Origin of the sequence: Kribbella italica, assembly GCF_014205135.1 — a bacterium.
Classification (GTDB): Bacteria; Actinomycetota; Actinomycetes; order Propionibacteriales; family Kribbellaceae; genus Kribbella; species Kribbella italica.
The window spans coordinates 368809-387720 of the sequence record NZ_JACHMY010000001.1 but is presented as its reverse complement, the minus strand read 5'-3'; the positions used below and the strand labels follow the sequence as shown (position 1 = coordinate 387720).

Here is an 18912-nt window from a genome sequence, read left to right as displayed (position 1 = left end):
TCCGGCCGGTGGAAAACCGGCCGCCAGTGGCTGGACCGACCATCTACCCTCAGTAGGCATGGCGCACGCACTGGGGACCCGCTTGGCCTACGAACAGGCTCCTGCCCGGGTGCGCGCGTGGGTCGAGCGCTCGCTCGGTGCCTCGGTCGTCTCGGCCTCCACGCAGCTGGGCGGGTTCTCGCCGGGCGTCGCGGCGCGGTTGGTGACGGCCTCGGGCCGGCGTGCGTTCGTCAAGGCGGTCGGCCCCGAGCTCAACCCGGGCACCCCCGACCTGATCCGCAACGAGATCACCGCCATGCAGGCGATCGGCCCGCTGCCGCAGACCCCCGGCCTGTACGGCGTGTACGACGACGGCGACTGGGTCGGGATCCTGCTGGAGGACATCTCCGGCTACGTGCCGCCGCACCCGTGGCACCAGCACGACGCTTCCCGGGTGCTCGACGCGCTGGCCGACCTGTCCGAGTCGCTGGACCCGGCGCCCTGGTCGGAGGCCCCGGTCGCGGCTGAGCGCAGTCAGGGCTTCCTGAGCCGGTGGGAGAAGGTGATCGCCGACGGCGTCGCCGTACCGGACTGGGCAGCCGGCCGCGAGCAGGAGTTCGCCGAACTGGCCCAGACCGGGCTGGACGAGCTCTCGAAGGGCAGTGCCCTGGCGCACTGGGACCTGCGGGCCGACAACCTCCTGCTCACCGAGGACCGGGTCGTCTTCGTCGACTGGGCCCACGCCTCGATCGCACCGGTCTGGACGGACACGGTCATCCTGTGCGGCGACATGTACGAGTCGGTGGACCTGCCGGACCTCCCGGACGAGCCGGGGGTGAACGGCCTGATCGCCGGGCTCTGCGCCGGGTACCTGTGGGGCAGCACCCAGCCGCCCCAGCCGAGCATCCCGACCATGCGGCCCTGGCAGTACGAGACCGCGCAGGTCCACTTCGACTGGCTGCGCGAACGACTCGGCTGACACCTGATGCAGCGTTCTGACTCACCGGGCGTCTAGACGGGTGTGACGAATCCAATGGTGAGTATCGGCGCCGCCGTACCGGTGCCTGACGACGCACCGGCCGCCGTGACCCGGCTGTACCGGGAGCACTGGGTCGGTCTGGTCCGACTGGCGGTGCTGATGGTCGACGACCGTCAGCACGCCGAGGACCTGGTCCAGGAAGCCTTCGCCGAGCTGTACCGGCGCTGGCCACTCGACGACTCCGGCAAAGCCCTCGGCTACCTCCGTACGACGGTGCTCAACCGCAGCCGATCCGCACTACGCCGGCGCCGCGTGGCCCGGCTCTACGCACCCCCTCTCGACCGGCCCGGCGCATCGGCCGAGAGCGAGGTGGTGCTCAGCGAGGAGCGCCAGGAGGTGCAGCGGGCGCTGAGCAAACTCCCTCGGCGTACCCGTGAAGTGCTCGTCCTGCGCTACTACCTCGACCTCCCGCACGCCGAGATCGCCCAGACCCTCGGGATCAACGAGTCGACCGCACGCGCCACCGCGTCGCGAGGCCTCGCCCTCCTGACCCAGCACCTGAAGGACTCCTGATGAACGACACCGAGACCCGCCTCCGCGATTACCTGCACACCAAGGCCGCCACGGTTCCGGACGGCGCCGAGCCTCCTGGCCTCGACGAGGCCGCTGCCAGGAAGCGGCACCTCTGGCCGGTCGTGCTGGCCGCGGCCGCCATCGGCGCGATCCTCGTTCTGACCGTGCCCTTCCTCACCCGCCTCGGTGACAAGACCGACCCGGCCAAGCCCGCGCCGGCTCTCGCGGTCCCCTACACCCTCTCGATTCTCGACTCCGAGGGCAGCGGCACGAAGACGTTGCACGACGGGAAGACCGCCGTACAGGTCCCGAACGACGTCTTCTCCCTGTCCTCCCGGGTCGACGGAGGCTGGGCCGGCACGGTGTCGGTGCCGCGGACCGGCGGAGGCAACGCCCAGCGGATCGGTGTCCTGCGACCCGACGGCACGTTCCGCGCGTTCGGACCGAAGGACACCAACTACCTGGCCGTCTCGCCCGATCGCCGGCAGCTGGCCACGGCCGAGCCACTCGGTGGCGGCAAGACCCGGATCGCCACGTACGACGTGGCCTCCGGCCGCCAGGTCGCCGCGGTGATGGTTCCGCACCAGACCTCCATCGTGTACGGCTGGAACAAGAACGGCATCTGGTTCGCCCAGGACTACAAGGTCGGCGCCCAGCCGCTGGTGTGGCAGCCGTCGACCGGCCGGCTGATCCAGCTCTCCGTCCGGGGCTTCGACCTGAGACTGATCGCACCGCCGAACGCCGACCGGGTCATGCTGGTGACCCGGGTGAAGCAGGGGGCCTGGTGCATCCAGGCGGCCCGGTTGGCCGGCTCCGGACTGGTGGTCGACCGTGAGCACTGCGGCACCGGCGGTCGCGCCATCTACCCGGACTTCTCCGCCGACGGCTCCACGATTCTCGACGTCGACCAGAACCTCGTCGTCGACGTCGCCACCGGTCGCAAGACGAAGCTGCAGCTTCCCGGCCCGCTGGAGATGCTGGCCTCGACGGCCTCCGACGGTAGTGGGCACGTGCTCGTCGAGTTCGGGCACCGGATGCTCGGCGGCGAGCCGCGACGGGGCCTGACGCCACCTCCGTCGGGCGCGCTCACACCGAACCCGAGCAGCCGCACCCCTGTTCCGAACGCCGGCCGGCTCGTCCCGGAGGGCGGCGGCGAGGTCTACCGGTGCGATCTCGGGACCGGTGCCTGCCAGGAGGCGCTGAAGATCCCGAAGCGCGGACTCCTTCGGCTGATTCAGCCGTAGTACAGGACGAGGGGCCCCACGCTTCGTGCGTGGGGCCCCTCGTCGTGCAGCTCAGCTGTCGACGCGGACCACCGTCGAGCCGGACCCGGCCGCACCGTCGGTGTACGACAGCAGACCCAGGTACCTCGTGCCGGCGGTCAGGCCGGACCAGGCGGCAGTCACAGTCGCCTGGCCTGCCACCTGGACTTGCTGGCTGGCAGGAGTCGCGGTGAGGTTGCCTGCCGGGGTCTGCAGCTCCCAGTGGTTGAGCTTGACGCCCTGCTCGTCAGCACCGGCGAACAGGTCGACGTACACGTCGTACGAACCACCGGCCGGAGCAGGCAGGTTCACCTCTTCCTCGGCCGAGCCGCCGGTGCTGCTGCCGAGCACTGCCGTCGTACCGGCCTTGTAGACGAACACGTCGAGGTCCGTGCCGGCCGGGTAGTCGGCGTCGAAGGTGGAGAACCGGGCGTACTTCGTCCCGGCCGGGACGTTCACGGTGAACTTGGCGACGTGCTCGTTGGCCGCCGGGTTCGCGGTCGGGAACGACACCCCGCCCGGGTTCTTCAGGGCCGCCTCGTTGACGCCCGCCGCGGCCAGGCCGACCGCGGAGGTCTGCAGCGTCCCGGCGTACCCGGAGGTGAGCGGGACCGGGACGGACCCGGTGGTGCCCGTGCCGTTGACCTGGACCGGCGCCTTGACGGTCAGCGGCCGGACCGCGAGCGTGCTGCTGACCACGTGCCGCGCGGAGCGCAGGTTGAGCTTGCCGAACGAGTACTGCTCCAGCAGAGCGCCGTTGTTCTCGAAGGTCACCCGGTACGACGCACTGGCGCCCGGCAGCAGGACCAGCAGCTTCGGCGTCACGGTCACCTTGAAGCCGGCCAGGCCCTCCACCTTCGGGAAGTACACCTCGGGCAGCTTGCCGACGTTCTTCACGGTCCGCTTGACGGTCTGCTTGCCGGCCAGGTCGCCGATCGCGATCGTCGGGTAGTTCAGGTCGCTCGGGTCGATCTTGCCCTTGGCGCACAGCTCGTGCGTCGCGCCGACCTGCCCGGACCCGCAGACGAACCGCGCCCAGTCGTCGTACGACGAGTCGTAGACCAGGCCCGGATCCATCGCCTTCTTCGGCTGCATCAGGCCGGCGCCGTACCCGAACGGGTTGCCCGGCGAGCCGGCGTCGTTCTGGATCGGCCCGCCCTCGGCGTTCAGCGACGTGGCGGTGGTCAGCAGGGCCGACTTGATCGCCATCGGCGACCAGGTCGGGTACCGGCCCTTCAGTACGGCGGCGGCGCCGGCAAGGTGCGGCGCGGCCATCGACGTACCGCTCATGAAGGCGTACTCGCCACCGGCGGCCGCGAACTGACTCGTTGCCGCGAGCACGTTGGTGCCCGGCGCCATCACGTCCGGCTTGAGCAGGTCACCGTTGCCGGCCAGGGACGGGCCGCGGCTCGACGAGCTGGCGACCTTCGGCGCGTTGACGCGCACGGTCTTCGCGGCGGCGATCGTGGCGGTCGGGTTCGCGGTCGCGGCGTACGCCTTGACCTCCGGGCCGACCACGTTGTCCAGGTGGACCGTCGGGACCGAGTGCAGGTCGGAGTCGAGCGTGTTCGCGGTCGGGTTGACCAGGATCATCCCGACGCCGCCCGCGGCCTTGACCTGGCGGCTCTTGTCGACCCGGTCGCTGACGCCGCGGTCGCAGACGACGATCTTGCCGGTCGCCTTGGCCGCGTCGAGCGTGCCGGGCATGCAGAGCACGAGGTTGGTCTGGTTCGCGCCGTCGAGGCCGGCGTCCTTGGCCAGGACGAGCGGCTTGCTCGGCGTACCGTTCGCGATACCGGCGCCGGTGTACGACTTGCCGTTGCCGAGGGTGACCGTGGTCTGGACGTCGCGGTCATGGGTGCCGTTGGCAACGGTCGTCACCCACGGGTAGTTCTTGCCGACCGTGCTGACGCCCGGCCCGGTGTTGCCCGCGCTGGTCGAGACGAACACGCCGGCCTTCGCAGCCCGCAGGAACGCCAGGCCGGTCGCGTTGACGAACGTCGACCCGGAGCCGGAGATCGAGTAGTTGAGTACGTCGACGCCGTCGGCGACGGCCGCGTCGATCCCGGCCACGATGTCGGCGTCGGTCCCGCTGCCGCCACCGGCCGCGTCGACGGCCCAGAGCACCTTGTAGATCGCCAGCCGCGCGTGCGGGGCGATGCCGGACCCCTTGCCGTAGTCCCGGTCGAGCACCTTCATGTCGACGCCGTGGTTGCCGGCCGCCGTACTGGCGGTGTGGGTGCCGTGGCCGCCGTAGTCACGCGGCGAGCGGTACTCCTCCGGGATCGGGCGGTTGCCGATGCCGGCGTCGAAGTAGCGGGCGCCGATCACCTTGTTGTTGCAGGCCACCGGAGCCTCCGTGCCGACCTGGCAGGTGCCCTTCCACTTCTTCTTGACCAGCGCGTCGGAGGCCTTGGTCGTCTTGATCGGCGCGAAGCTCGGCCGCTCCGGGGTGAACCCGGAGTCGAGCACCCCGACGATCACGCCGTCGCCGGCCTTGTCGACGCCACCGGCCTGCTGCCAGGCGCCGCCCTTGCCGGACAGGCCCAGGTACCGCGGGGTGTCGACGGTGTCCGCCTGCTGCAGCTCGCTCGGCTCGACGCTCTTCACACCGGACGTCTTGGCCAGCCGCACCGCGTCGTCGTGCGACATCCGCGCCGAGAACCCGGCGTACGTGTAGTCGTAGTCGTACAGCTTCTCGACACCCGGGACCTGGTCGAGCACCTGGGTCCGCTCGCTGGCGAGGTGCTCGACGTAGCTGACCACCGGGGTCGCCTCACGCAGCAGCTTGCCGCCGGGCAGCACCCGGGTCGCGGCCAGGCCGGCGATGTCGCCGTCGTACTCGGTGACCGGGGAGTCGTCGAGCTGGACGATGTACGCCCCGGTCGAGGACTCCTTGACCTGCGGGTCAGCTTGGGTCGGGGTGGAGGCGGTCGCGTGGTTCACGACGGTGGCGACCAGAGCGGTCGCGCTCACGGCGGCGACGGTGAGCACCGTCAGACGCCGGCGGGCAGAAGCTGGCACGGAGTTCCTCCAGAGCTGGACGGAGCTGGCTGGTCGGCTTACTGGTTCGTTGCCGAGGTGGCGGCCGTCCCCAACGGCGCCACGAGGGCCCTGAGTATGCCGGTGGCCCGCGTGGATGTCACGCTCGGTCGGCGCCGTGTCACGGGATGCCGGGTGCTTTTGCCCGTCGTACCGGGTTCTTGTTGCTGTTTCTTTTGCCTTGCCTCTTCAGATCACCAGGAGCTTCGATGCCGGACCACAGCGAGTCGATCCAGGTCGCCACGGCGCCCGCGGCCGTCTACGCCCTGATCACCGACCTCCCGCGGATGAGCGAGTGGTCGCCGGAGTGCACGCGGGTCACCTGGCGCGGGAGCGCGCCGTACGGCGTTGTCGGGAGCCGGTTCATCGGGCACAACCGGGTCGGCGCTGCTCGGTGGTTCACGCAGGGAGTCGTCACCGAAGCGCTGGTGGACCGGCGCTTCACCTTCCACATCCACTTCGGCCCGGTCCCCATCTCGGACTGGTCCTACGAGCTCGCCCCCGCCGCGGACGGCACGTGCGTGGTTACCGAGTCCTGGACCGACCGCCGCCCGCGCCCTCTGCGCCGCGCCTTCGCGCTGGCCTTCGGCCAGCGCGCTCCGCGCAACGAGCACGGCATCCACACCACCCTGGTCAACCTGAAGGCGACGGCCGAGTCCGCCGTACGCTGAACCTGCGGGGAGCCCCTCAGTTTGGAGGACCCCCCAAGTTGTTGCTAATCTGTCTCTTCGCGTGTGTGCGTCGGTTTACCGCCCTGCACCCGCCACCTTTCCTGTACTGACCGCAAACTCCTGATCGAGGCTCTGCTCCGTGGCGAACATCAAGTCCCAGATCAAGCGCAACCGCCAGAACGAGGCTGCGCGGCTTCGCAACAAGTCGGTGAAGTCGACCCTCAAGACGGCTGTTCGCCGCTTCCGTGAGGCCGCCGACGCCGGCGACTCCGCGAAGGCCCAGGAGCAGGCCCAGGTTGCTGGCCGCCTGCTCGACAAGGCTGCCAGCAAGGGCGTCATCCACGCCAACCAGGCCGCCAACCGGAAGTCGTCCATCTTCAAGAAGGCCGCTTCCCTCTGATCGCACCCAACGATCGGCCCTCCACCCAGTGGACCGGGCCGATCGTTTTTGCGTGCCTGAAACCGCTGGCCTTGACCTGCAGGTAGGCACCCCCTCCGGTCGGCCGGCTTCTCAGCCTCTTCACCGGCCCCACCTCGTACCAGCCTGCCGGTCCGCGCCTCAACCTGCGCGTCTTCCCAGCCCGCCGGTCCGCGCCTCAGCCTGCGCGTCGTCGTACCAGCCTGCCGGTCCGAGCCTTCAGCCCTGCTCGAGCTCCCGGGTCATCCAAATCGAATCCCCACGCTCGGCATCCGCGGTCACCCGCCCACTCCGCTCGAACCCGAGCTTCTCGAGCACCCGGAACGACTCCGCGTTCCACTCCCGCACGGTCGCCCACAACCGCCGCCGCCCCGTCCGCGCCGCCGCCTCGACAACCGCCCGCGCAGCCTCCGTCGCATACCCCTGCCCGTGCGCCCGCCGAGCCAACTCGTACGCAATCTCAGGCTCCTCGAACGACGCCTGCCCCACGGTCAACCCGCAGTACCCGATGAACTCCCCCGTATCCCGCCGCTCGATCGGCAACAACCCCAACCCCGGCGCGGCAGCCAACGGATTCTCGACCAGCCACCCCCGAATCTCCTCCACCGTCGGCCGCCCCTCAGCATCAACCCGCCGCACCGCCCGCGGATCCCGCTCCAACCACAACCCCCGGTACTCCGCAGCATCCGCCCCCACCCACCGCCGCAACCGCAACCGCTCGGTCCCCAACTCCCCCGGCAGTTCCCCATACGTAGCCACCCACCCAACCTAGCCGCCCACCCCCGCACCCCGATCCAGGGCCAAGCCCACACCCCTGCCCACACACCGATCCAGGCCCGGGCCCCCGCTCGCACGCCGATCCAGCCCAGGCCACCGCACCAACCCGTACACCGATCCAGGACCAGGCCCCCTGCCCGCGCGGCGGTCCAGGGCCGAGCCCACACCCCAGCACCTCCAGCTCCACCTGCAGGACCGTCCGGTCACGCCCACACGCCGATCCAGCGCAAGGCTCAACCCAGCCCACACACCAAAGGACCGCTCAGCCCATACCCCGGCGCCTCGCACCGACGACCACAGAACCCGCCCACTCCCGTTGCCCGGCAGTCGCCCGGGCGCCCACCACCCCACCCCCGCGAACTCGCCCCACTGGCAAGCGCCGGAGACACTGCAGCAAGCAATCCACCCCCGGCCACCGCTCATCCTCCGCCCCGGCTGCCTGCCCCCTGACCGACCGTGGCCACCCGCCGGCAGCAACCCGCACCGCCGAGAACACGCCCTCCACCCCGAGGCCGAACCACAGCACGCCCCATCGCCGCTTCGAAACGGCACCGACTCAACGCCGTACCGTCAGCACCCGCGTCGATGCAACCCCAGCTCCTGCCGTGGTTGCGGCGCCTGCTCGGGCCGGCGCCAATGCAGGCCGTCAGCACCTGCCGTCGCCCCGGGCCCGACGGACCATCAACATCTGCCGTCGACCCAGTACCGACCCGGCACCAGCATCCGCCGTCGCCCCAGGATCGGCAGCCTGTCAGCGTTTGCCGTCGGCGCAGACCGACGCGGTGTCACGCATGTCGTCGTCGCGGACCGACCCGGTATCACGCATGTCGTCGCCGCTGACCGACCCGGTGTCAGCACATGCCGCCAGCGCGGCCGACGAAGTCAGCATCTACCCGGCGCGCGGCCAGCGAAGCATCCGCTTCGTCCGTGAACCCAGGTCCGACGGATTACAGCACCTACCGTGTGCCACGAATCGACAGCCTGTCAGCATCTGCCCTCGGCACGGGGCCAGCCGGGATGTCAGCGTCGACCGTGGGCTCGGCTGACGGTGATCACCATGCGCTCCAGCGCGTACCCGGCGTCGCCCGATGCACCCTTCACGTCAGCATCCGCTTGGGCGACCGCCTTGATCGCGGTAGCCAGACCACCCGGAGTCCACCCTCGAGACTGCTGGCGGAGAGTCTTCAGCTTCCACGGAGGTACGCCGACCTCGCGGGCCAGATCTGCCTCGCGGAGACCAGGAGGCGCACTGGAAAACTTCGCCAAACCGCGAAGCCCACCAGCCATCGCACTCGTGACCAGAACCGCAGCGACCCCGCAATCAAGAGCCCACCGCAACTGCTCAAGTGCCGGCTCGGTACGACCCGCGATGGCAGCATCGGCAACTGCAAAACTCGTGACCTCAGCGCGCCCACCGAAGTACTGGCTGATCAAGTCGGTCGAGATCGATTGCCCGTCCGAGTCCGACACCAGCTGCGAACACGCGCCCGACAACGCGCGGAGATCATGCCCGACGGCATCCACCAGCGCAGCCGCACTGTGCTCGTCGATCGAACCGCCGAACGACCGGATCTCCCCCAGCACAAACTGCGGCAACTCCCAAGTCTTCGGCGCCGTCGCGACGACCTCATTCACCGAGGCCTTGCGCAACTTGTCGAGTACACCCTTGCCCTTCTGCCCACCCGAGTGCACCAGCACGACCAGCACGTCGTCCGCCGGCGCACCCGCATACTCCAGCAAATGGGCGACCATCTCGGCCGGCAAGTTCTCCAGCATCCGCAGCACCAGCACACGCTCGGTCGCGAACAACGAAGGCCCGGTCAGCTCCGCAAAGTCCCCGACATCAAGCTCGCCCGCCCCGACATCGGTGACCTCGACATCAGTCTTCCCCTTGGACACAGCAGCAATCGCGGACCGCACAGCCCGATCCGCCAAAAACGTCTCCGAGCCGGTGACGAGCAACACGTCACCCAACTTCGGCGCACCACTTTTCCGAGCAGCCATAACCCCCACAGCATCCCACGCCCCACCGACAACCCCCGCCTCCACCCCACGCGCCACCTAGTCCACCTCGCCAACAGCCAGCACACTCACGACCACACGAACGCTGCCGAACTCGGACATCTCTCCCCGGCCATTCACACCCAGACCCCAAGGCGCCACGCACCGGTTTCTCCTCCAGTGCTTAGCCAGCGAGTACCAAGCCGGCCCGCAAATGACGCGTGCCGCCGCCTGCACCTTGCCCCACCCCACAGACCGCACCGCCCCCGATCCGGCGGGCACGTGCGTACTCCGGAGAACCGAACTTGCCCACACAGCAGCCCAGTAGCAGTGTGCGAAACCAATCGCCCAGGCAGGCACACAGGCGGACAGGCAGGCGGACGGGGGGATGCCGGAGCGGGCGGCCAGGCGTGCCGTACATAGCGGCGGCGTGGACCGACGCAGGAGCGTGGCCGTTGGCCGACGCGCTCCGAACCGGCGCGGGTTTGCACAGAACCGGGGCACGACGACGCGGCACACCGCGCGCAGAGGTCGAACAGACCGACCGCCGGAACGCGGCCACGACCCGACGCGCACAACCCGGGCCACGCAACACGCAGTACGCGCGGATCGATCACCGGACCGCGGCCATCGGCCGATTCGATCCGAACCGGCGCGGGCCACGCACAATTGGGCGGGACGGTGCGGCACGCCGTACGCAGAGGTCAAACAGACCTACCGCCGGAGCGTGGCCATCGGCGCCGAAGCGCGCCCGGGCCGGCCAACGCACAGGACGTGCGAATCAACCACCGGAAGCGTGGCCACTGGCCGACATGCTCGGAGCCGGGGCGCGGATAATGCGGAACCGGAGCGGACGACGCAGCGCGCCGCAGGGTGGAGGTCGCGTAGACCGACCGTCGGGACGCGTCCGCGAGGGCCATCGCGGGCGACGCGCAGTACGTGGCACACCCGCGCGTCAGCCCGGCGACAGCGCCGCCTCCGGCTCCCCGACACCTCGGCCTTGGGCTCCGCAGGCACCTCGGCCTCCGGTGGCAACGCCTCCTCTTCGGAGCGCGGTCGCAGGCCGACCTACTCCGAGCCGGCGCAAGGGGGGACACGGAGTTGGGACAGGTGGCGCGCTGTACGCAGAGGTCGGTGGAGCGCGGGGCGGGGTGTGGGCCAACGCCCTTGGAGCCGTCGCAGGCAGCGCGGCGCGAGTGCGTAGTGGTCTCGTGGACCGACCGTCGGAGGTGGCCCACAGAGCCCGCGCGGAGCCGGAGCGGGCGACGAGCGCGTCCGGTGACCACGAGAGCGACCAGCACACGCTGTGCGCCGTGCGTCGTAGTGGTGTGGAGCGGCTGCCGCCAGCGGGCGCGGAAGCTGGCGCGGGCCGAGCCAGCAGCAGCGTCCCACCGCCGTACTCGTCACATCAGCCTCTGGCGGGTGGGCGGGCGATGTGGCGCGCTGTGCCTGGTGTGTGGATCGACTGTCCGAACGTGGACCGCGGGCTCTGCACTGCCGGGTCTGGGGTGTGGGGCACGGGCGCAGCGTTGGCTGATCTGTGGGCGGTCAGCAAGTACAGGGCGGTGACCGGTGCTGGGCACCGGTCGGGGTTTCGGCGGCGTTGCGGCACGGCGGCTCGGTGGGATGCGTGGTGTGGGACTGGTGGTGCCGGCGCGTTCGGCTGGCGTGGGTGAGTGCAGGGCATTGCCTGTGCTTGGCGGCGCGGGGTCGGTCTCGGGAGGCCGAGCGCGGCGGTGGCTAGATGCGTGGTGCGGGGTGAGGGCGCCGACCCTCTGGGGTAAGTGGCGGCTGGGCGGTGGCATGGGTGAGAACTGGTTGGGGTCGTGCAGGCGGAGTGGTTGATGTGCGGCGGGTGGCTGGGCGGTGTGGCTGGGCGGATTGTTTGGTTGGGGGCGGATGGCAAGGGTGTAAGGGGTTGCTTGGGAGTGCAGCAGTGGGTTGGCGTTGTGCTGTGGGGGTTCGGGGTGGACTGTTGAGGTTTTGTTGCAGTGGGGTTGCACACGGGGGTGGGGGCGAACTGGGGTTGGGGTGAGGTCGTCTCAGCCTGCGACGCCGGGTTGGTTCGGTGGTTCGCGTGGGCTTGGTCATCGGGGTGATGATCGGCGGCGCTCTTCGGGGTGGTTCGAAATTCTGGGGGAATTTCATGGATGCGGTGGATTTGTCGTTGGCGGAGCGCGGTCTGGGGCCTGGGGCGGAGTGCAAGCCTGGGCGTCGGGTTGGGCATGGGCGGCGGACGGTTGGGACGCGGGCAAAGCGCTTGCAGGTAAGGGCAAACGGGGTGGCCCGGGAGGATGCGCGGACTGGGAGCGGACGTCGTGCGACTACAGAGCAACCGCATGCCGGGCCGGCGAATGGCAGGGGTGCTGCGGTTGGGATGGGAGGGCTGGGGCGGGGGACGCCGGATTTGGCGGAGGTGGTTTTGCCGGTGCCTCTTCCATTGGGGCGGCGGGTTTTGAAGGATCCTCGGTTGATGCAGAGCCATCGGTTGATGGTTCTGGTGCTGGGGATCAATCTGGTGGTGCTCGCGCTCGGGCTGGGGAGGTCTTGGTGGGGTGGTGGGGGGCAAGCGGTGGTGAATCTTGCTTTGGTTGCGCAGGGCAACTTTGCGGTGGGGGTGCTGGTTCGGCAGCAGTTCTTGGTGAACTGGCTGTCTCGGGTGGTGATGCGGGTGCCCAAGTCGTGGCCGTTGCGGGTGCGGTGGGCGTTGGCGAAGGGGTACCACCTGGGTGGGGTGCATGTGGGTGGGGCGGTTTGTGGGACGTTCTGGTTCTGGGGCTGGTTGTGGTGGCGACCGGGCAGGTCGAGCTCGCGCTCACGGTCGTGTACTTCGTACAGGCTGCTTTGCTGGTGGGGATTGTCCTGACTTCGCGGCCGAAGGTTCGGGCGACGCGGCATGATCTGTTCGAGCGGGTGCATCGGTTCGGTGGGTGGGGACTGTCGGCGTTGTTCTGGGTCGGCGCTGTGTTGCTGGTGGATGAGCGGCGTGGGAGTGAGTCGCTGGGGTCGGCGCTGGTTGGTACTCCGACTGTGTGGGTGCTGGTGGTGACCACGGTCAGTTCGCTGGTTCCGTGGATGTTGTTGCGGCGGATTCCGATCGAGGTGGTGCGGCCGTCGTCGCATGTCGCGTTGGTGAAGAGTGGGCGTCGTACGCCGATGGCTGGTACGACGCGGGCGATCTCGCGGCATCCGTTGCGGCAGTGGCACAGCTTCGCCGTGATTCCGACGCCTGGGCAGGAAGGGTTCCGGATGGCAGTCTCGCGGGCTGGGGACTGGACTGGTGAGTTCATCGACGAACCGCCTTCGCAGGTGTGGGTGCGTGGGGTGGCCACGGCGGGGATGGCGAACTACGGGACGGTGTTCAAGCGAGTGGTCTACATGGTGACGGGGAGCGGGATCGGGCCCGTGCTCGCGCACGTGCTGGCTGCTCGGGTGCCGCACCGGCTGGTCTGGGTGACGCGGGATCCGGTGAAGACGTACGGACAGGAACTGGTCGACGAGATTCTGGCCGCGCAGCCGGACACGGTCATCTGGGATACCGACGCGAAAGGCAAGCCGGACATGGTGAAGCTTGCGTACGCCGCGTACGCGGAATCGGATGCCGAGGCCGTGATCTGTGTGTCGAACAAGAAGGTGACGTGGTCGGTGGTGCACGGGATGGAGCGGTTGGGAATCCCTGCTCTGGGGCCGATCTGGGACTCCTGAGTGACGCGGTGAGCTGGTCATGGCTGCCGCCCCTGGGTGGCTGTGGCCAGGGAGTCGCCGTCGGTCGTGACGGCGACTGCTCCGGCGGTGTCGGTACGGCGGATGGTGGTGCCGGTTCGCGTGAGGAGGTCGAGAGTCCGTGGGGCGGGGTGGCCGTAGTCATTGGCGAGGCCGACGGAGATGACGGCCAGGCGCGGAGCAGCCTTGGCGAAGAAAGCCGGGTCTTGGCGGGCCGACCCGTGATGCGGGACCTTGAGGATGTCGGCGCGGATGTCGGGGTGGGCGGCCAGGACTGACCGTTGGGCTTCGGGTTCGAGGTCGCCGGTGAGCAGGATGCGCAGGCCGGCGGTCTCCACGAGCATGACGATGCTGGCGTTGTTCTCGGGCGAGCTTTCGTTGTCGTCGGTGGTCGAGGGGTTGTCGGGCAGGGACGGGACCTGGGCGGGCCAAAGGGTCGTCCAGGTGAGGGCGCCGACTGTTCGGCGTTCCAGGTAGGTCACTGGGCGGACGGGGATCTGGTGAGCGGCCGCGAGGGCTTGGACTCGGCGGTGTTCGGCGGGTGGAGAGAAGTACGGCGTCACCTCGAGCTCGTCGACTTGGCGGTCGTTGACCGCACCGGCGAGGCCTCCGGCGTGGTCGGCGTGGAAGTGGGTGAGCACAAGGACCGGGATGTGGGTGATGTGGAGGTCTTGCAAGCAGCGGTCCATCGGGGTTGGGTCGGGGCCGGTGTCGACCACGACGGCAGAGTTGGGTCCGGCGCGTAGGACAAAGCCGTCGCCCTGGCCGACAGCGCACGCCACCATGAACCAGTTGGCGGGCGGCCAGCCCAGGCGTGGAGTGGGACGAAGGACCACGAAGACGAGAATCGCCAAGCAGAGCAGGACTGCCAGCGGACGGGTGAGGACTCGGTGCAGGCCGAAGGTCAGCGCAACGCAGAGCAGCGTGAGGATCGTGACGCCGACGACTGTGGCGGGCCATGGGCTGACGGCGCCTGGGAGGTCTGCGCCGGTCTCAGCGACGAGGATGATCCAGCGGGCCGGCCAGCTTGCCAGCCAACCGGCCAGGCGGGCTAGGTCTGAACTCAGTAAGGCGATCCCGGCGGCGCCGAAGCCGAGGATGGTGGCCGGGCCGACTGCGGGACCCGCGAGCAGGTTGGCGGCGACGGCGACGAGCGAGACCTGGCCGGAGAGCCACGCGACGACCGGCGTACAGGCTAGTTGGGCTGCTAGTGGGCAGGAGATGGCTTCGGCCAGGCGGAGTGGCATCCAGTTGGCGAGGGCGTCGCGCCAGCCGGGGCCGAGGAGCACGATTCCGGCGGTGGCCAGAACGGACAGGGCGAAGCCTGCTGAGCGTGCGAGTGAGGTGTCGAGCAGGAGTAGCGCGATGACGGCGACGGAGAGGCTTCGGACTGCGCGGCGTCTGGTGCCGCCGGTGGTCATCGCTGCGAGGGCGACCAGGCCCATGGCTGCGGCGCGCAGAACGCTTGGTTGAGGGCGGGCGAGCACGACGAACGCGACGACGATCAGCAGGCCGACGACGGTGAGACCGCGGGCGCGGACGCCGAGGAGCCTGGCCATGGGGAGGACGAAGGCGAGCAGGAGGGTGAGGTTCGTGCCGGAGACCGCGGAAAGGTGAGTGAGGCCGGTCAGTTGGAAGTCGGTGACGAGGTCGGGTGGGAGGGCTGATTCGTCGCCCATCACGAGGGCGGGGACCAGACCGCGGACGTCGGCGGGCTGGTCTTGGACGGATTCGCGGAGGCCGGCGCGGACGTGTTCGGCAGCGCGGAGCCACCAGGCGGGATCTTCGAGGATCTTCGGGGTTGAGCGGGCGGAGAGCATGGCGGCGACGTCGGAGCCGGGGTCTACGGGGCTGAGACGGCCGGTGGTTTCGACGTGCTGGCCGAGGCGGACATGCTGCCAGGCGGGTGAGCCGATGAGCAGGATCTTGGTGCTGATGCGGGTGGTTTCTCCTTGAGCGGTGAGCTGTTCGGCGGTGGCTTTCAGGACGACGTACGGCGGACGGCGGTTGCCGGGGGTGCTGCGGACGGCGGGGTCGCTGGTGATCTTGAGATGGAGCTTGGCAGTGGAGTTGGTGGCGGCGAGGGCTGGGACGGGGCCGGTGGTCAGTTGGTGGATCTGGAGGGCTGAGGCTGCGGCCATGCCTGCGGAGAGGGCTGTGATCGCGACGAGGGTGAAGAGGAGTCGGGAGCGGCGTCGGAGGGCGATGGTGAGCAGGGTCAGGGTGAGGGCGGTGGCTGTTGCGGCGGTGATGACGGCGACGATGCCGGCTTGAGGCATCAGGAGGATCGCGGTGATCCAGCCGGCGGCTGCGGGGAGGAGGAGGCGGGCGTCGAGGGTCGGCTCTTCGTCGGGGTCGGGAGTGGAGGGCTCTTCGTGGGTTGGGGTGTGGAGTTCATGGTGGGTGGGGTTGGGGAGCTGTTGCTGGGTGGGGTTGTGGAGCTGTTGTGGGGCCGCCGGGAACGGGGCGGGGCTGGTGGGGTCGCGGTCAGATGCGGACATGGGGTTTCAGGTCCTCGTACTTCTTGGTGCCTACGCCGGAGACCTCCTGGAGTTGGTCGATGGTGGTGAAGCGGCCGTGCTCGGTGCGGTAGTCGAGTATGCGCTGGGCGAGGACGGGGCCTACGCCGGGGAGGTCGTCGAGTTGGTCGAGGGTGGCGGTGTTGAGGTCGATCGGGCCGGTGCTGGTGGGGGTTGCCGGGCGGTTGGTTGAGTTGGTGGTGGGTGGCGGTGGTTGGTTGGGCGTGCCGACGAGGATTTGTTCGCCGTCGGTGAGGGGGCGGGCGAGGTTGAGGGTGGTCAGGTCGGCGCCGGGGAGGGCGCCGCCTGCTGCTTCCAGGGCGTCGGCTACTCGGTTGCCCGATTTGGTGTGGATGAGGCCGGGGCGGCGGACCTTGCCGGCTACGTGGATGACGAGGGTGGTTGGTGGGGTTGTTGCTTTCGTTGGTGGGGTTGGTCCGGTGACTGGGGAGCCGGTGACCAGGCCGGGGGTTTCGGAGGGGCGGTTGGGGATTGGTTCGGGTTGGGAGCGGAGGACGGAGCAGCCGGCCCAGGTCAGGCCTGCGGCGAGGACGAGGGCGATCACGATGAGGTGGCGTGGGGCCACGGTCCAGCGGGTGCCGCGCAGGCGTTCGGGCAGCACGGTGTCAGGGATCCATCCGCCTCGCACTTGGTCCTCCCGTTCGTCGGCCGGTCTCGGGGCGGAGGCGGCGCGCAACCGGTCCAGGGCAGCCTGGCGGTCGGCCGGGTCCGGCGCTGGAGAGCGGCGTGGTGGCTTCACACAGGAAAAGTACGAGGGAATCCGGTGTTTTTGGGTGGGGATTTTTGCCTGTGGAGAAGTTCGAGGTGGGTGTTCATGCGGCCGGGGAGGTTGCCGGGGGTTGGGGTGGCTGCGGCCGGAGGAGAAGAAGTAGAAGAGGAGGCCGGGGGTGGTGGTGCGCGGGAGCCGCGGGTGGGTGCGCGGGAGCACCCGGGTGGGCGCATGGGAGCGCCCGAGTGCATACGCGGGAGCGCCGGGGGCTGGCGTCCGAGAGCGCCGGGGCCCGGCGCCCGGGACAGCCGGAGGACTCCGGGTGGGCCGAGTTACTGGGGGGCGACTACTACCGCGAGCATGCCGGGGCCTACGTGGGCTCCTATGACGGCGCCTACTTCGCGGAGGACGATTTCTTTGGCTTGGGGGAGGCGGGTGGCGAGGCCGTCGGCGAGGGTGTGGGCTTTGTCGAGGTTGGCCAGGTGGTGGACTGCTAGTTGGACTGGGCCGGTGCCGGCGCGTTGGACGGCTATGTCGGCGAGGCGGGCTATGGCTCGGGAAGAGGTTCGGACCTTTTCCAAGGGGACGATGCGGCCGCCGCTGATGGTGAGGAGGGGTTTTACGGCCAGGGCGGTGCCCAGGAGGGCCTGGGCTGGGCCGATTCGGCCGCCTCGGCGGAGGTATTCGAGGGTGTCTACGTAGAAGTACGACGAGATGGAAGACATCTGTGCTCGGGCGGCCGCTTCGACCTCCTGGTGGGAGGCGCCGGAGGCGGCGGCGGATGCGGCGGCCAGGGCGGGGAAGCCCAGGCCCATGCCGAGGGAGCGGGAGTCGATCACGCGGACCGGGATCGGGGACTCCTTGGCGCCGATCATGGCGGCCTCGACGGTGCCGGACATGTCGCCGGAGAGGTGGATCGAGACGATCGACTCGGCGCCCGCGGCCGCGCACTCGGCGTACGTGTCGGCGAAGGACTGCGGCGACGGGCGGCTGGTGGAGACGGGAGTGAAGGCCTTGAGCGCCTCCGCGACGGCGTCCGCGCTGGTGCCGCCGTCGTCGTACGAGACGCCGCCGATGACTACCTGCAGCGGTACGACGGTCAGCGGGAGCCGGAGCACCTCGTGCGCAGACAGGCCCGCCGTGGAGTCGGTGACGACGTGCACGCGGGCTGACATGCAGCGAGGTTACCGGACAGTTTTCGTCGGTGCCTGGTGCGAGAGTGGGGAGAATGAGGGAAACCACAGCGGAGATCACCGGGCTGCAGGAGCTGCTGGACGCCGCGTACGGGCGTTCGACCGAGCACCTGCGCAACATCGTCACCGACGAGCGCAACTTGACCGCCGAGGAGCTCACCCAGGCCCTGACCGGCATGTGCACGCTCAACCTGGCCACCGTCACGGCCAAGGGTGAGCCGCGGATCAGCGCGGTCGACGGGCACTTCCTGCACGCGCGCTGGGTGTTCACGACGGCGGACTCGGCGGCGAAGGCCAGGCATCTGAGGAAACGCCCGGCGGCCAGCCTGTCGTACGTCGACGGCGAGCGGATCGGGGTGTTCAGCCACGGTCAGGTCGAGTTCCTGACGGCCGGCCACGCGGACTTCGACGAGATCGAGCAACACCTCACGGCCCACTACGGCAGTTCACCGTCGAGCTGGGCCGACGACATCGTCTACTGCCGCCTGCAGCCGCACTGGATGGTCGGCTACGCGTTCGACAAGTCGAAGCTCACGAAGGCCTAGCGAGGTGGCGGCCGACCCCTCCGCCGACTGCCACCTCGCTGCGAACCGACTCCCCCTGGCTGTCAGTTCAGTACACCTCGAACTCCCCCGTACCAAGCCCCCCGGGGAGCCCCAGCGGCCGACCCCACCGATGAGTGACCAAACCCATCGGCTGTCCCGTGTCGGCCGGGCCCGCACTCGTCCCCTGTGTCGTGTGCATGGCCGCTGCTGGAGCCCCACCCCGGGTCCGGTGCCCTGACGGTGCACGGCACCCGGTACTACGTAGGACAGACCCACACGTCGCAGCACTCCGGAGCTTCACGACAGCTGAACGGCGCCCCCACCGATCACTGCCGGACCTGCTCCGTGTCGCCTCCGCCCGTCCCGTGGTCTCCCTAAGCCGGTCGGTGGTCCGCAGTTGCCTCGTCACGGTCCACCTCCTGCCTCGGACACCCGGTCCGGCCGTCGAACTCTGTCTGTGTGGCACCTGCCCTACACCGAATATCTTGGTCGGGACAGGC

14 protein-coding genes are annotated in these 18912 nt (G+C 69.6%); 7 read left to right on the top strand and 7 right to left on the bottom strand.

The window, feature by feature from the left end; all coding sequences use genetic code 11:
• Positions 1-58 precede the first annotated feature (58 nt).
• From HDA39_RS02030 to HDA39_RS02020, 3 genes are read left to right on the top strand one after another with little or no spacing between them, the layout of a single operon-like run.
• Entirely contained in the window at positions 59-958 is a 900-nt protein-coding gene (locus HDA39_RS02030; protein ID WP_184793540.1) for a phosphotransferase family protein, read from the top strand.
• Positions 959-1012: 54 nt separating this feature from the next.
• Complete coding sequence (locus tag HDA39_RS02025) at positions 1013-1531, top strand: RNA polymerase sigma factor (protein ID WP_184793539.1); 519 nt, start codon at positions 1013-1015, stop codon at positions 1529-1531.
• Positions 1531-2775 (top strand): hypothetical protein, encoded by a 1245-nt coding sequence (locus HDA39_RS02020; protein ID WP_184793538.1) that lies wholly within the window; start codon positions 1531-1533, stop codon positions 2773-2775. The genes HDA39_RS02025 and HDA39_RS02020 overlap by 1 nt, the downstream gene beginning before the upstream one ends.
• Before the next feature lie 51 nt (positions 2776-2826).
• Here HDA39_RS02020 and HDA39_RS02015 read toward each other — a convergent pair whose 3' ends face one another.
• Positions 2827-5817, bottom strand: a complete 2991-nt coding sequence (locus HDA39_RS02015) for a S8 family serine peptidase (RefSeq protein ID WP_184793537.1) — start codon at positions 5815-5817, stop codon at positions 2827-2829.
• Positions 5818-6044: 227 nt separating this feature from the next.
• Here HDA39_RS02015 and HDA39_RS02010 point away from each other — a divergent pair, with 227 nt between their 5' ends.
• Together HDA39_RS02010 and rpsT are read left to right on the top strand one after the other, a co-directional pair.
• Entirely contained in the window at positions 6045-6506 is a 462-nt protein-coding gene (locus HDA39_RS02010; RefSeq protein WP_184793536.1) for an SRPBCC family protein, read from the top strand.
• 139 nt (positions 6507-6645) lie between these two features.
• Complete coding sequence (gene rpsT / locus HDA39_RS02005) at positions 6646-6906, top strand: 30S ribosomal protein S20 (protein ID WP_184793535.1); 261 nt, start codon at positions 6646-6648, stop codon at positions 6904-6906.
• Positions 6907-7143: 237 nt separating this feature from the next.
• On the opposite strand, the gene HDA39_RS02000 is transcribed toward rpsT, so the two are convergent.
• From HDA39_RS02000 to holA, 3 genes are all read right to left on the bottom strand, one after another.
• Positions 7144-7683 (bottom strand): GNAT family N-acetyltransferase, encoded by a 540-nt coding sequence (locus HDA39_RS02000; RefSeq protein ID WP_184793534.1) that lies wholly within the window; start codon positions 7681-7683, stop codon positions 7144-7146.
• Positions 7684-8452: 769 nt separating this feature from the next.
• Positions 8453-8590: a hypothetical protein gene (locus HDA39_RS01995; RefSeq protein WP_184793533.1), complete on the bottom strand. Its 138-nt coding sequence runs from the start codon at positions 8588-8590 to the stop codon at positions 8453-8455.
• 131 nt (positions 8591-8721) lie between these two features.
• Positions 8722-9666 carry a DNA polymerase III subunit delta gene (gene holA, locus HDA39_RS01990; protein ID WP_337925591.1) on the bottom strand — a complete coding sequence of 315 codons (945 nt, stop codon included), beginning with the start codon at positions 9664-9666 and terminating at the stop codon, positions 8722-8724.
• Between the two features lie 2790 nt (positions 9667-12456).
• Between holA and HDA39_RS01985 the strand changes: the two genes are divergently transcribed.
• On the top strand, positions 12457-13407 hold the full coding sequence (locus tag HDA39_RS01985; RefSeq protein WP_202892839.1) for a ferredoxin reductase domain-containing protein: 951 nt from the start codon (positions 12457-12459) through the stop codon (positions 13405-13407).
• 17 nt (positions 13408-13424) lie between these two features.
• On the opposite strand, the gene HDA39_RS01980 is transcribed toward HDA39_RS01985, so the two are convergent.
• The 3 genes from HDA39_RS01980 to HDA39_RS01970 form a co-directional block, all read right to left on the bottom strand.
• Positions 13425-15926: a ComEC/Rec2 family competence protein gene (locus HDA39_RS01980; RefSeq protein ID WP_184793531.1), complete on the bottom strand. Its 2502-nt coding sequence runs from the start codon at positions 15924-15926 to the stop codon at positions 13425-13427.
• Entirely contained in the window at positions 15913-16593 is a 681-nt protein-coding gene (locus tag HDA39_RS01975) for a helix-hairpin-helix domain-containing protein (protein WP_184793530.1), read from the bottom strand. Before HDA39_RS01975 ends, HDA39_RS01980 begins: the two co-directional genes overlap by 14 nt.
• Before the next feature lie 413 nt (positions 16594-17006).
• Positions 17007-17849 carry a DegV family protein gene (locus HDA39_RS01970; protein ID WP_184793529.1) on the bottom strand — a complete coding sequence of 281 codons (843 nt, stop codon included), beginning with the start codon at positions 17847-17849 and terminating at the stop codon, positions 17007-17009.
• 53 nt (positions 17850-17902) lie between these two features.
• Between HDA39_RS01970 and HDA39_RS01965 the strand changes: the two genes are divergently transcribed.
• Positions 17903-18412 (top strand): pyridoxamine 5'-phosphate oxidase family protein, encoded by a 510-nt coding sequence (locus tag HDA39_RS01965; protein WP_184793528.1) that lies wholly within the window; start codon positions 17903-17905, stop codon positions 18410-18412.
• Positions 18413-18912 lie beyond the last annotated feature (500 nt).